Below are 13,516 nucleotides of genomic sequence, written 5' to 3' on the forward strand. Positions count from 1 at the left end.
AGTCGATCTTCTTCATGGTCCAGCCGCCCAGCGGGCCCATGATCATGGCGCCGATGAACATGGGGATGCCGGCACCCACGATCACGCCCATGGTGCCGATGGCACCCACCACGCCGCCGCGGACGTCGTAGACCATCTTGCCGCCGGTGTAGCCGATCAGGAGCGGCAGCAGGTAGGTGATCATCGGTCCCACAAGCCCGGTGTTCGGGACACCGTTTGTCTCGCCGAAGCCACCCAGTTGGGGAACAGGCAGCCAGCCCTTCTCAATGAAGAGGGCTGTGATGAGGCCCCAGGCGATGAAAGCGCCGATGTTGGGCATGATCATTCCGGACAGGAACGTCCCGAACTTCTGGACGCCAACGCGCATGCTGGTGCGGGGTTTTGCAACTGTCTCTGTTGCCATGTGCTTTCCTAACCGTCATTCCCGCTGCTCCGCAGGATGGTCCGATACTTACGACGACGTACTGATGGAACTGTTGGCCCTTTTCAGCCGGCCGGGCTGGTGGAGATGCGGTGAAGCCATTCGAGGAAGAGTTTGAGTTCCGAGCTGGAGAGCTGGTCTGAGTGCGAAGCCTGAAGCGCGGCGTTCAGGGCGATCGCTGCCACCACCACCGATGACTTTCCGGTGTCGCCCGGGGCCGCGCCGCTGGCGGGCTCGGCTGACACCGCGAAAATCATGGCGTCCCGGGTCATGGTGGACAATTCGAGGTTCCGGTCGGAGGCGGGCTCCGCGATCAGCATCAGCGTCACGCCCACGTTCGCCGCCAGGATGGACCTGGCAGCCTCCCTGGGCTGGACGTTCAGCTGGCCTGCCACCGCCGCCTTGTTCAGCATTTCCTCCATCAGGGCCTCGGCATCGGCGACGATGACGGGGCGGTTTTCAGGGCGGATGTTGCCGAACATCACCAGGTAAAGTTCCGGCTGGTTGAGCCCGAACTGCACGTGGTTGTCCCACATTCTCCGGATATCCTCGAGCGGCTGTCCGGAGGCGGCGAAATCCCTTTCGCCCGCAACGTACTCTTCAAACCCTGCGGCGACGACGGCGTCAAACAGCCCTTCCTTGTCACCGAAGTGGTGGTACAGCGTGGGAGCACTCACCCCTGCCAGCTGGGTGATCTGGCGGGTGGAAACGGGCGCTCCCGCTGAGTTTGCCAACAGCTCAGCGGCGGCGCGCAGCAGCCGCACCTTGGGGGGAAGCTGGCCATCCAAACTCATAACCGCTACCCTAGCACCTATAGCAATGCTATATGAACTGAATCACATACAATTTTTTCAGGCACGTTTTCCGCCTCCGGACGTAGCAGTCCTCCGGCGGACCCGGCATTGCGCCGGACAATATCGGCGGGCCTGGCAACCGGCAGAGAATGAGGACCTTCAGTGCAGAACTTCCCAGGAGTAGGCGTCAGCCCAGGCCGCGTTATCGGCACCGTCCGGCAGATGCCCAAACCCATCAGCGAGCCTCCCGCCGGTGAGCAACTGGCAGCAGGCACCACCGCCGAGGAAGCCACAGCAGCACTGAAGGGGGCGGCCCAGGCCGTGCACGACGAGCTCAAGGCGCGTGCCGCCCATGCCACCGGTGACGGCAAGGCAGTCCTGGAAGCCACGGCACTGATGGCCAAGGACACCATGTTGATCAAGGGTGCCGCCAAGCTCGTTGCCCGCGGCGCATCAGCCGAACGCGCCATCTGGGAATCCGGCTCCTCCGTCTCGGAAATGCTCCACAACCTGGGCGGCTACATGGCCGAGCGCGCTACCGACGTCCTGGACGTTCGCGCCCGTATCGTCGCCGAGCTTCGCGGGGTCGCGGCGCCCGGCATCCCCGCGTCGAGCACGCCCTTCGTCCTGGTGGCTGAAGACTTGGCTCCAGCCGACACCGCCACCCTGGACCCGAACAAGGTTTTGGCCTTGGTGACCTCAGGCGGCGGGCCCCAGTCCCACACCGCCATCATTGCCCGCTCCCTTGGCCTTCCCGCCGTCGTCGCCGCTGTCGGTGTGGACGAACTCCCGGACGGCACGGAGGTGTATTTGGACGGTGCCGCCGGCACTGTCACCTCCGAGCCGGACGAATCCTTGCGTGCCGCAGCGGAGGCATGGGCGGCCACGGCCTCGCTGCTGGCCGAGTTCAGCGGCACGGGCTCGACGGCGGACGGCCACCTCGTGCCGCTGCTCGCCAACGTCGGCGGCGGCAAGGACGCCGAGGCGGCCGCCAAGCTTGGCGCCCAGGGCGTGGGACTGTTCCGCACCGAGTTCTGCTTCCTGGAGCGGGATACCGAGCCCTCTGTCGAAGAGCAGGCCGCGGCCTACAAGAGCGTCTTCGATGCTTTCCCGGGCAAGAAGGTTGTCCTGCGCACGCTCGACGCCGGCGCCGACAAGCCGCTCCCGTTCCTCACCGACTCTACGGAACCCAATCCAGCCCTGGGCGTCCGCGGTTACCGCACCGACTTCACCACCCCTGGCGTCCTGGACCGTCAGCTGGAAGCCATCGCGCTGGCCGAGAAGCAGTCCGAAGCGGACGTGTGGGTCATGGCCCCCATGATCTCGACGGCGGAAGAGGCTGCCCGTTTTGCCTCCATGTGCGCAGATGCCGGAATCAAGACCCCCGGCGTGATGGTGGAGGTTCCTTCCGCTGCCCTCACTGCCGAAGCCATCCTCCGCGAAGTGGCTTTCGCGAGCCTTGGCACCAACGACCTCACCCAGTACGCCATGGCCGCCGACCGCCAGCTCGGCCCGCTCGCGAACCTCAACACCCCGTGGCAGCCAGCCGTCCTTCGCCTCGTGGGGCTGACGGTGGAGGGATCACGCGCCGAGGGCAGCAACAAGCCCGTGGGCGTCTGCGGTGAGGCTGCCGCGGACCCGGCGCTCGCCGTCGTACTGACGGGCCTGGGCGTTAGCACGCTGTCCATGACGGCCCGCTCCCTCGCCGCCGTGGCGGCGGTGCTGAAGACGGTGACCCTCGAGGAAGCGCAGCAGCTCGCAAAGCTCGCCCTCTCCGCCCCCAGTGCCACCGAGGCGCGGGCGTGGGTGCGCGAGAAGCTGCCTGTCCTGGAGGAACTGGGGCTCTGACACGGCCCCCACCCGCCCTGCCGGCGGGGGTTTCGGTTAGGCCGTGACGTCGAACCCGTTCACGGCCCGGACCCAACCGTTGACGGCCTGGGCCGCGATTTCCGGGGCAGTGTGCTGGAAGACGTGGCCCTGGCCGAGGATCTCGGCCATCGTTCCCTTCGGGGCCACCTCTGCGAGGTTCACGCACCAAGGCCGGCGGGCAACGGGGTCCTTGGTTCCGCGGAGCACCAGTACGGGCTGGTTGACAGCGGCCAGCCGTTCTTCCAAGGGGTATTCCATCATCACCGGCAGTTCGGTCAGGTACCAGCGCGGGCCGGCCCGGAAGTAGTCGCTGAAGACGATCGCGTTGGACGTCAGGGACTCGCTGAACATGGCGTCGCGCGTCAGTGCCATCGCCTGCCTGGCCACCGACTTGCGGCTGGTCTCTACCACCGGACCCATCAGCACGGCACCGGCCACGCGCTCCGGTTCCTGCAGGGCCAGTTCCACTGCAAACTGGGTACCCATTGAATGGCCCACTGGAACGTAGTTTGAAACCCCGGCTTCCGCCAGGACCTCCGAGATGAAGGCTGCGAAGTCCTCAACCTGCATCTGGCGTCCGGGTTTTGACGACTTCCCGAAGCCGGGCAGGTCGAAGGAGTAGACGTCCGCTGCTTTTGCCAGTTCCTGGTGCAGCCTGGCCAGGTACCGGTGGGAGACACCGATGCCGTGCAGCAGGACATAGGTAGGCCGGGCTCCCATCTCCGCCGGTTGGACGGAGGCATAGAGCCTTCCCTGTAAACCGCCGGATGTAACGTCCCGGCCACCAGTTAATGCCATCAGCCGAGCATACCGCCGCAGCCCGTGGCTCACTGGCAGACCGGCGGGCGGAGCACACCGGCACTAGGGGATCCACCGGTAAGCTGGGCCCATGGCACTGATTGCTCCCAGGATGGCCGGCGCCCTTCCGCCCGAGGAGGCCGTAAAGCTGCAGCAGGCCCTGGCCGGCAGCGATGACATCACCGTTTTCGTGGACGGCACTGTCCACCGCCTTCCGCCTCTGGCGAGGGACGCCGTCGTTGACCTCCTGCAGCGGTTCAGCCGCGGCGAGGCTGTGACCGTCAGCAGCGTGGAGGAAATGTTGACCACGTCCAAGGCTGCAGAGCTGGCGGGAATCTCGCACACCTACCTGCGCAACATGACCGACCGCGGCGAGATCCCCGTGGAGTACCGCGGCAGCCACCGGCGGATTCCCCTGGCGGCCATCATGGCGTGGCTGGAGGGGCAGAAGAAGGACCGGCAGAAAAAGGCGACTGCGGACCAGGCCGCCGGGGAACTGGCGCATGGCAACCAGGCTGCCGAGGGCCACGCCAAGGACGCGTAACTCCTGGCCCTGCCTGCTTTGGGGCCCGGCTGCCGCAGATCCCGGGTGCTTCAGATTCTTGACTGCTCAGATTCGGGGCCGAAGAGCCCAGCGACGCATCTTGAGGGCCGCGTGGAGTTCCAGGCGGGGCATCCCCTTCAGCGGATCCACGCCCAGTAACTGGCGGATCCGGCCAAGCCGGTTGTAAATGCTGCTCCGGTGCAGGTGGAGTTTCGCGGCCACGTCCTGGACGGAACCGTCGTTGTCGTACAGCAGCTCCAGGACCGGGATCAGTTCGCCGTTGCGGTCGTGGTCCTCGAGCATGCGGAAGTACACGGACCCGGAGTCAGCCCACGTGCCCGCCCCTCCCCCGGCCGAGGCCAGCAGCTGATAAACACCGGTGGACCGGCAGTCCACCAGTTCCCCGAGCTGCGGATCCACCGCAGCAGCCTGCGCGGCAAGCTTGGACTGCCGGTAGGCCTCGCCGAGCTCCCGCGGCCGGGCAAACCCTTCACTGAGCCCCAGGATGATGCGGTGGACGGGCCGCCCGGACCGCTTGGCCAGCTCAAGCTGGTAGTGGACCAAGACTTGGGCGTGGTTTGCGCGGCCCGATGACTCGCGGAACAGCACCACGGAGTGGGTCTCCGTGCCGGCACTGAAGAGGGCAGCATCAACACCCACCGTTGCCTGAAGCGCTGCCGAGCGGTGGATCAGGGTCGAGGCGATGGGATCCGGACCACCCGCCCACCCGTCGGCGTCCAGCACTGTGACCATCTGCCAGGGCCCGCGGCCCTGAACCTCTTTCCACCCTGCCACTGCCGCCACCGCATGAACTTCCCCGACACAGGCAGACAGGAATTCCCGCTCACGCCCCCGCCGGAATTCGGATTCGGCGGTGTTCGAATCGAGCAGGAGCCCGGAGAGCATCTCGAGTTCGTTGGCAACTGCGGGAAGCTGGGTGAGGATCGCCGTCGGGCTCTCTTCTACGGAGTCCTGCTGCACCCAGAGATAACCCACGCGGAAGCCGCGGACCATCAGTGGAACACAGACCCGCCCCAGCATGCCAAGATGCGGGTTTGCGGGCACCACCACGGGGCGGACGGCGGTGGCGATTCCGTGGGACAGCTGCCAGGCGCTGACATCGGCCGGCACCTTCTTGCTGAGCAGGAAGTTTACGCGGACACGGTCGGCGTGGGACTGGTTGGAGCTGTAAGCGAGCAGCACGCCGTCCAGGTCCTCCAGGGACAAGCCCCGCCCCAGCTTCTCGGCCACCTGCTCGACCAATTGCTCCACGCCCTGCTGCATGGCCCAACACTACTGCTTTTCTGGCAGCCTGAACGAACGGACATGAGGCGACACCTGACGCCCATGCGGTGAACAATTGTCGATGCGTTCGTGATAAATTCCGCGGAATGGCGCGGTCTGTCGTCTGCCCGCCGCTGGCCCTCCGTGTCAGCTGGCTCACAACGGATTTATCGTGGAAACACAGAATCTTTCCGCACTTTCCGGCTTACCAGCCGAGAACCTGGAGCCCACGATGATCATCGGTGTCCCCAAAGAAATCAAGAACAACGAATTCCGGGTGGCCATCACGGCCGCCGGTGTCCACGAATTCCGCAACCACGGCCACACAGTGCTGGTGGAACGCGGCGCAGGGTTGGGCTCCGGCATCACGGACGAGGAATATGCCATTGCCGGCGCCGAGATCGTCAACGACGCCGACGACGTCTGGGCACGCGCGGATATGGTGATGAAGGTCAAGGAACCCATCAAGGCCGAGTACCACCGCTTCCGCAAGGGCCTGATCCTCTTCACCTACCTCCACCTCGCCGCCGAGCCGGAACTCACCCGCGAACTTGTCAACTCCGGCGTCACTGCCATCGCTTACGAGACGGTCCAGGAAGGCCGCACCTTGCCGCTGCTGGCCCCCATGTCAGAGGTAGCCGGCCGGCTCTCCGTGCAGGTGGGCGCCGCTTCCCTGATGGCCCCCGCCGGCGGCAAGGGCGTGCTGCTGGGCGGCGTACCCGGCGTCCGGCCGGCCAAGGTGGTTGTCCTGGGTGCCGGCGTTGCCGGAACCAACGCGGCCGCCATGGCCCTGGGCCTGGGCGCGGACGTCACCATCATGGACATCAACATCAACCGCCTGCGCGAGCTGGACGCCCAGTACCAGGGCCGGCTCAAGACGGTGGCATCGAACTCCTACGAGATCGAAAAGTCCGTGGTGGACGCCGACCTGGTGATCGGCTCCGTCCTCATCCCCGGCGCCAAGGCCCCCAAGCTGGTAACCAACGACCTGGTGGCCCGCATGAAGCCCGGCTCAGTCCTGGTGGATATCGCGGTTGACCAGGGCGGCTGCTTCGAGGACACCCACCCCACCACGCACCAGGAACCCACGTACAAGGTCCACAACACCATTTTCTACTGCGTGGCCAACATGCCCGGTGCCGTCCCCAACACCTCCACCTACGCCCTGACCAACGTGACGTTGCGGTACGCCGTGTCCCTGGCCAACCTCGGCGTCAAGGCCGCTTTCGACCGCGACCCTGCCCTCGCCGCCGGCCTCAACATCGCCGCAGGCCATGTAGCCCATCACTCGGTGTCCGAAGCGCACGACCTGCCCCTCGTAGCGGACTGGCACGAACTGGTCACGGCTTAACTCCGCGCAGAAGCCAGTTCGCGTGCTTGTTCTATCAGTTTGAGGACTTCCACCGGTCCTGCGGGATCTACCGGGACTGGCAGGGGTGAGGTGGCGCCGCCGTCGAGGATTTTGTCCGCCAGGAGCCGGTAGAACTCGGGGTAGGCGCCCCGCTCGGTGGGGAGGGCATCCAGATGGCCGTCGCGGCCCAGGAGCCCTGCCCACTCCGGCGCCTCCTCGCCGTACTCCGCGTCCAGGGGGCTGCCGCCCGCAACGATGTAAGGCTCCTGCGGGTCCACACCGTTTTTGGTGAAGCCGCCTACGGAGCCCAGCACGCGGAACCGGGGGCCCTGCTGCGCACAGAGCATGTTCATCGTGAGGTGGCTCAGTACCCCGGTGTCGTGCCGCAACACCAGGAAGACGTCGTCATCCGCGCGCTCGTCCGCGCGCCGTGCCTTGAGCTCTGCATGGACCACCGCCGCGGGACCAAACAGCAGGAGCGCCTGGTCGATCAGGTGACTGCCAAGGTCAAACAGGACGCCGCCCCCGTCCGTGGCGGTGGCGTGCGCCTTCCAGGCCTTGGCTATCGCAGGGGACCAGCGCTCGAACCGCGACTCGAACCTGGTCACTTTCCCCACGGCGTCGGCCGCCAGGAGTTTTCGGAGCGTCAGGAAGTCACCGTCCCACCGCCTGTTCTGGAACACCGTCAGCACCCGCCCGAGTTGTTGGGCGAGGGCAATAAGCTCCTGTCCTTCCTCGCTGGTCACCGCGAAGGGTTTATCCACCACCACGTCCAGGCCCGCCTCCAGCGCTGCCTTGGCGAGCGGGTAATGCGTGGCGGGCGGGGTGCCCAGGACCACGAGGTCAAGGCCAGCAGCACGCTCCAGGACAGCAATGCCGTCGTGCACTGTCCTCACCCCAGGGTAGCGGGCAGTGGCTTCCCTTTGCCGCTCCACACTGGACGTAGCGATCACGTCCAGCGAGTAGCGTCCGTCCGTCCCGATCAAGGGCGCGTGAAAGACGCTGCCGGACAGGCCGTAGCCGACGACGGCCGTGCGGATGATGCGTGAAGCGGCGGAGTCAGTCATAGGGCTACGGTACTCCCGCACGTGTCCGCCAGTCCCCGGAACAGCGAAAGGTGAGAGAGCCTTCCGAAAAAATGCGGCGGTATGTGAGAGAGCGTTCGGGGAGAATGGGGCGGGGCACGGCGAAGGCCGGCAACCCTAATGTTCCAAGAGATGCCGGCCTCACCGTTTGGTTATTCAGTTGCTTTCAGCTGGGGCGGGCTGTTACTTCTTTTCCCAGCCGAGGGTGGTCCAGTCCGGAACCTGGGACAGGCTCTGGAACAGGGACGGACCGTAGTTGGCCAGGCCCGTGCGGACGAAGGAGATCTGCGGGCCGTTCATCACCACGCCCATGGAGAAGTACTTCGCCATGTGCTCCTTTTCAACTTCCATTGCCGCCTTGTTGCGCTCGGCGTTGTCCTCGATGGACGCCAGATCGGCGATCTTCTTGTCCAGTTCGGCATCGCCCAGCTGGTTTTCGTTGGTCTTGGAGTCGTAGTACTGCTTGACAGCAGACGTGGCGTCCGCGCCAACCGTGTAGCCGGAGACGCTCATGTCGAAGTCGCGGCCACCGATCACCTTGCCGAAGTCGGCGGAGGCGCGCTGATCGATGCCTACATCCATGCCGCCGGCCTGAAGCTGCTTCTGCAGGGTCTGGGTGAATGCAAGGGTGGTGGGGTCGTCACCGAAGTTGCTGATCCTGAAGGCAGCGGGCTTGCCGTCCTTCTCCATGATGCCGTTAGCGTTCGCGGTGTAGCCGGCGTCGGTCAGGACCTTCTTGGCAGCATCGGGACCGGTTTCCTTCACCGGGTAGTTGTCCTGGTAGTACTCAGAGAAGGGCAGGAGCATCATGGAGCCGGAGCTTGGCTCTTCCCAGTTCAGGCCGTTGAAACGCACCTTGCGGAGGGCCTCACGGTCCACTGCCGCGAAAATCGCCTTGCGGACTGCAACATCGGTGATCTTCTGGGCGTTGATGTTCATGCCGCCGGCGAAGAGACGCTGGCCGCGTCGGACTTCGGAGTCCTTGGTGCCCTCAAGCTGCTTATAGAGGGCGATGGTGTTGGCGGACATTCCATCGATTTCGCCGTTCTTGAAGGCGGCGATCTGGGCGCTGGTCTCAAGCTGGCGGAACACTACGCTTTCCAGGACCGGCTTGTTGCCCCACCACTTCTCGTTGGGCACCAGGGTTACCGTTTTGGCAGCGGTATCGTACTGGTCCAGCTTGAACGGGCCCGCCATCCACTCCGGGTGCATTTCGCCGTTGAAGCCCTCGTTGAAGATCTGCGGGGTGTTGACGGCGGGGTGGATCAGGCCAAAGAACAGGTCCTCCAGCGGGTAAACCGGCTGGCTGGTCTTGACGATGACTTCCTTGTCGCTGCTGCCGGCCTCTACGGATTCAACGAATTCGTAGGCTCCGGACGTGACAATGTCGTAGCCTGCATCGGGGCTCTTCAAGATGTTCCACGTGTTCTGGAAGGCCTTGACGTCAATGGGGGTGCCGTCGTTGTAGGTGGCCTTTTCGTTGATCTTGATGGTGATGGTCTGCTTGCCGTCCACCATCTCGCTCTCCACGGATTCGCAGAAGTCTTTGTTCGGCGTGGCCTTGCCAATGAAGTCGACCTTCCAGCAACCGCCGATACCGCCACCCGAGACCGCGACCGGGTTGATCGGTGCCATCAACGCAGAGTTGTCGGCGCTGTTGCCGTTGTTCGAGAAGCCGTTGAAGTCCGGGCCGATGTTGCCCAGCGGAAGGGTGACCTTGCCGCCCTGTTCAAGATCTGCGGCGGGCTTTTCGTTAATGCTGATGAGCTTGGACAGGTCGCTGCCTGCCTCCTGCCCCTTTGCCGTTTCCGGCCCTGTGGCCCCGCCACCGCCGCCGCCGCAGGCAGTCAGCGCCAGAGCAGCAGCAATGGCCGCCGCTCCGCCGATCTTGTTCAGTTTCCTCATGGTGTTCCCTTCGTTATTGCAGGTGGTGATGCTGGTGATGTGTGTGAAAAACTTAAGGTGCATGGTGGTCCGGTTCGTGGACTACCAGCATGTCCTCGTCCAGTTCCCCGTCGGGGAAGAAACAGGCGAAACGCTGGTCCAGGGCCGGCAGTGGCTGGGCGGTGAGGGCCTGGGCCGCTGCCGAGGGTGCCACCGGTTCCAGCGGGGGCTCCAAGGTGAGGCACTTTTCCTGTTTAGCGGGCGGCAGGGCCGCGAAGACGGGGCACCTGGTGGCGAAATTGCAGCCCCTGGGGGCGTCCAGCGGGGAGGGCAGGTCGCCGCGCAGGATGATCCGCTCCCTGGTCCGCTCCACCTGTGGGTCCGGTACCGGGATGGCCGAGAGCAGGGCCCGGGTGTAGGGGTGGCGGGGGTTGTCGAACACCCGGTCCACCTCACCGATCTCCACAATCTTGCCCAAGTACATAACCGCCACGCGGTTGGAGATGTGCCGGACCACCGAAAGGTCGTGCGCCACCAGCAGGTAGCTGAGGCCCAGCTCGGCACGGAGCCTGTCCAGGAGGTTGATTACCCCGGCCTGGACGGAAACATCGAGCGCGGAGACGGGTTCGTCCAGGACCACCAGCTTCGGATTGACGGCCAGGGCACGGGCGATGCCGACGCGCTGGCGCTGTCCGCCGGAAAACTGGTTGGGAAACCGGTTGACGTGGTCCGGCTGCAGGCCCACCAGCTTCATCAGTTCCATGATGCGCTTCCTGATGGCCTGCTTGTCCATCCCGGCGTTCTGGAGCGGCTCGGCGAGCACCTCGTATACCGTGAACCGCGGATCCAGAGCGCCGGTGGGATCCTGGAAGACCATCTGCATTTCGCGGCGCATGGCACTCTTGGTCCGGGCATCGGCAGCCTGCTTGTTGCTGATGCCGCCAATCGTCACCTCGCCATCCTGGTCCTTGTGGAACTCCATGATCTCCAGCAGGGTGGTGGTCTTTCCGGAACCGGACTCGCCCACGATCGAAAAGCACTCGCCCTCGCGGATGTCGAAGCTGACTCCGTCCACGGCTTTGACGGTGCCGATCCGGCGTTTCAGCAGCGCACCCTTGGTCAGGGGGAAGTGCTTGCGCACGTCCTTGAGCTGCAGGACCGTGGAGCGTTCCCCGCGCGGAATGGCATCGAAGCGGGACACCGCCACCGGCGGGGCCGAGAAGACGTCGTGGACGTCGACGTCGCCGCCCAGGGATCCGGATTTGATGCAGGCGGCGCGGTGAAGGGCACTTCCGGGTACCGCCGCCAGCGCCGGCTCGCCCTCGAGACAGGCATCGGTTGCGAGGGGGCAGCGGGGCGCGAAGGAGCATCCGGTGGGCGTGTGGATCAGGTTGGGCGGCATGCCCTCGATGGGGACCAGGGACGACTTCTCCGCTACGTCGACGCGCGGCACGGCGCCGAGCAGTCCCATGGTGTAGGGCATCCGCGGGTTGTAGTAGATGTCATCCACCGCGCCCGTCTCCACGGGTTTGCCGGCGTACATCACCACAATGTCGTCTGCCATCCCGGCCACCACGCCCAGGTCGTGCGTGATCATCACGACGGCGGCGCCCGTCTCCTCCTGGGCGGTATGCAGCACCTCCAGGACCTGGGCCTGGATGGTAACGTCCAGGGCCGTCGTCGGCTCATCAGCGATGAGGACGCGCGGGTTGTTCGCGATTGCGATGGCGATCATCACCCGCTGGCGCATGCCGCCGGAGAACTCGTGCGGGAAGGCCTTCAGCCTGTCCTTCGGGCTGGGAATGCCCACCATGGCCAGGAGTTCGACGGCGCGGGCTTCTTTTGCATGCCTGCTCATGGTGGGGTTGTGGATGGTGAGTGCTTCCACGATCTGGGTGCCTACGGTGTACACCGGCGTGAGGGAAGACAGCGGATCCTGGAAGACCATGGCCAGTTCATTGCCGCGGTACTCGCACATGGCTTTGTCGCTGAGGCCCAGCAGCTCCTTGCCTTTGAGCCTGACGGACCCGGATATTTCCGCCGTGGTAGGGAGGAGCCCCATGACAGCCAGGGACGTCACGGATTTGCCGGACCCCGATTCTCCCACGATTCCCAGCGTCTTACCGGGCAGGAGGTCAAAATCAACGCCCCGGACGGCGTGGACTACGCCGTTCTCGGTGTTGAAGCGGACGTTCAGGTCCCGGACGGACAGGACGGCGTCCGTGGCGGCGTGCAGGCCTGCGACGTGCAGCCTTTCCACCGTTGACTGGGGCTGTTCCGCAGGCCCGGCGGCAATTTCGCTGCTCATGAGGACTTCCCCCTAATGCGGGTTTTCAGGGCACTGCGTTTCTTGGCGCTGCCACTTGAGCTGGAGCTGGGGTCGAAGGCGTCGCGCAGTCCGTCGTTCATCATGGCCAGCGAACCTGTGAGCAGGAACATCACAGTCAGCGGCACCCAGAACATCCAGGGAAAGGTCTGCACCTGGGATGTGGCGCCGCCAATGAGCACGCCCAGGCTGACGTCCGGAACTTTGATGCCGATGCCGATGAACGAGAAGGCCACCTCCGCGAGGATGGCGCCGGTGACGCCGCGGGTGATGTCCAGCACCAGCAGCGAGCCGATGTTGGGAACCAGGTGCCGCCAGACGATCCGGCGCGGGGGGACGCCCATGTACTGCGCGGCTTTGACGTAGTCCCGCTGCATCAGGGACATTGACAACGACCGGATCAGCCTGGCCGTGCCCATCCAGCTGAAGACCAACAGCACGATGATCAGCAGCAACCAGGAGGGCAGGTCCCGCTTCAGGCCTTCCCCTCCGCCGCTGGTGGCTACCGCAACCACCAGCAGTGCCGGCATCATGATGAGCGCTTCAAGGATGAAGAGCATCACCTTGTCCACCTTGCCACCAAAGTAGGCCATGGTGCACCCATAGACGGCGGCAATGAGGACAGAGACAAGCCCCACGATCAGGCCGATCAGGATGGAGATCCTGGTGCCTTCGACCGTCATGGCGTAGAGATCGATGCCTGCCTGGGACGTTCCAAGGTAATGCTCGGCCGAGGGAGGCATCCCGATGTTGAACGGATCGATGGTCTCCTTGTCCCAGGTGGTGAAGTACCCACCTACGAAGGAGAAGACCGTCAGGGCCAGGAAGATGGCAAGGCCCGTCACGGCCGTCTTGTTGCGCATGAAGCGGCGGATAATGATGGTGTTCTTGCCGATGATGACATCGGCGTTTTCCAGGTGCGCGTCCTGGGCGACGGCGGCCGGGTCAACGGCGTTGAGGTTGGTCATGGCTACTGCACCCGCACTCTCGGGTCAACGAGGGTGGTGGCGAAGTCCGCCAGGATGGCCCCCAGGGCGAAGATAACGGAACCGTAGGCCAGCGTGGCGGTAGCGGCGTTGACATCCTGGAGCGAGATGGCGTCGATGCTCCAAGATACAACACCGGGGCAGGGAAAAATAAAAACCTCCCATAATACCCCC

At 64.8% G+C, this 13,516-nt stretch carries 10 protein-coding genes and 2 pseudogenes; 3 read left to right on the top strand and 9 right to left on the bottom strand.

What is annotated here, in order from left to right:
- A pseudogene (locus AC5RWX_RS23265) lies at positions 1–403 on the bottom strand (PTS mannose transporter subunit IIA); the annotation flags it as partial.
- 83 nt (positions 404–486) lie between these two features.
- Positions 487–1,215 (bottom strand): TetR/AcrR family transcriptional regulator, encoded by a 729-nt coding sequence (locus AC5RWX_RS23270; RefSeq protein ID WP_494098666.1) that lies wholly within the window; start codon positions 1,213–1,215, stop codon positions 487–489.
- A 162-nt stretch (positions 1,216–1,377) separates the two neighbouring features.
- Between AC5RWX_RS23270 and ptsP the strand changes: the two genes are divergently transcribed.
- Positions 1,378–3,063 (top strand): phosphoenolpyruvate--protein phosphotransferase, encoded by a 1,686-nt coding sequence (gene ptsP / locus AC5RWX_RS23275; protein ID WP_494098667.1) that lies wholly within the window; start codon positions 1,378–1,380, stop codon positions 3,061–3,063.
- Between the two features lie 36 nt (positions 3,064–3,099).
- On the opposite strand, the gene AC5RWX_RS23280 is transcribed toward ptsP, so the two are convergent.
- The gene (locus AC5RWX_RS23280) at positions 3,100–3,882 is read right to left on the bottom strand and encodes an alpha/beta fold hydrolase (RefSeq protein ID WP_494098668.1); all 783 of its coding nucleotides are present in this window, start codon (positions 3,880–3,882) and stop codon (positions 3,100–3,102) included.
- 91 nt (positions 3,883–3,973) lie between these two features.
- On the opposite strand from AC5RWX_RS23280, the gene AC5RWX_RS23285 reads away from it, so the two are divergent.
- The gene (locus tag AC5RWX_RS23285; protein ID WP_494098669.1) at positions 3,974–4,426 is read left to right on the top strand and encodes a helix-turn-helix domain-containing protein; all 453 of its coding nucleotides are present in this window, start codon (positions 3,974–3,976) and stop codon (positions 4,424–4,426) included.
- Between the two features lie 66 nt (positions 4,427–4,492).
- Here the strand turns inward: AC5RWX_RS23285 and AC5RWX_RS23290 are convergent, their stop codons facing one another.
- Entirely contained in the window at positions 4,493–5,710 is a 1,218-nt protein-coding gene (locus tag AC5RWX_RS23290) for a PucR family transcriptional regulator (protein WP_494098670.1), read from the bottom strand.
- Positions 5,711–5,942: 232 nt separating this feature from the next.
- On the opposite strand from AC5RWX_RS23290, the gene ald reads away from it, so the two are divergent.
- A complete protein-coding gene (ald, locus tag AC5RWX_RS23295) occupies positions 5,943–7,061 on the top strand; it encodes an alanine dehydrogenase (protein ID WP_494098675.1) in 1,119 nt (372 codons plus the stop codon).
- Here the strand turns inward: ald and AC5RWX_RS23300 are convergent.
- From AC5RWX_RS23300 to AC5RWX_RS23320, 5 genes and pseudogenes are all read right to left on the bottom strand, one after another.
- Positions 7,058–8,128 carry a Gfo/Idh/MocA family protein gene (locus AC5RWX_RS23300; RefSeq protein ID WP_494098671.1) on the bottom strand — a complete coding sequence of 357 codons (1,071 nt, stop codon included), beginning with the start codon at positions 8,126–8,128 and terminating at the stop codon, positions 7,058–7,060. The genes ald and AC5RWX_RS23300 overlap by 4 nt on opposite strands.
- 201 nt (positions 8,129–8,329) lie before the next feature.
- Positions 8,330–10,051, bottom strand: a complete 1,722-nt coding sequence (locus AC5RWX_RS23305) for an ABC transporter family substrate-binding protein (RefSeq protein WP_494098672.1) — start codon at positions 10,049–10,051, stop codon at positions 8,330–8,332.
- Positions 10,052–10,103: 52 nt separating this feature from the next.
- Positions 10,104–12,338 carry a dipeptide ABC transporter ATP-binding protein gene (locus AC5RWX_RS23310; protein WP_494098673.1) on the bottom strand — a complete coding sequence of 745 codons (2,235 nt, stop codon included), beginning with the start codon at positions 12,336–12,338 and terminating at the stop codon, positions 10,104–10,106.
- Positions 12,335–13,324: an ABC transporter permease gene (locus AC5RWX_RS23315; protein ID WP_494098674.1), complete on the bottom strand. Its 990-nt coding sequence runs from the start codon at positions 13,322–13,324 to the stop codon at positions 12,335–12,337. The genes AC5RWX_RS23310 and AC5RWX_RS23315 overlap by 4 nt, the downstream gene beginning before the upstream one ends.
- Positions 13,325–13,326: 2 nt before the next feature.
- A pseudogene (locus AC5RWX_RS23320) lies at positions 13,327–13,516 on the bottom strand (ABC transporter permease); the annotation flags it as partial.

This window comes from Arthrobacter sp. SPT-J7, from assembly GCF_059089965.1.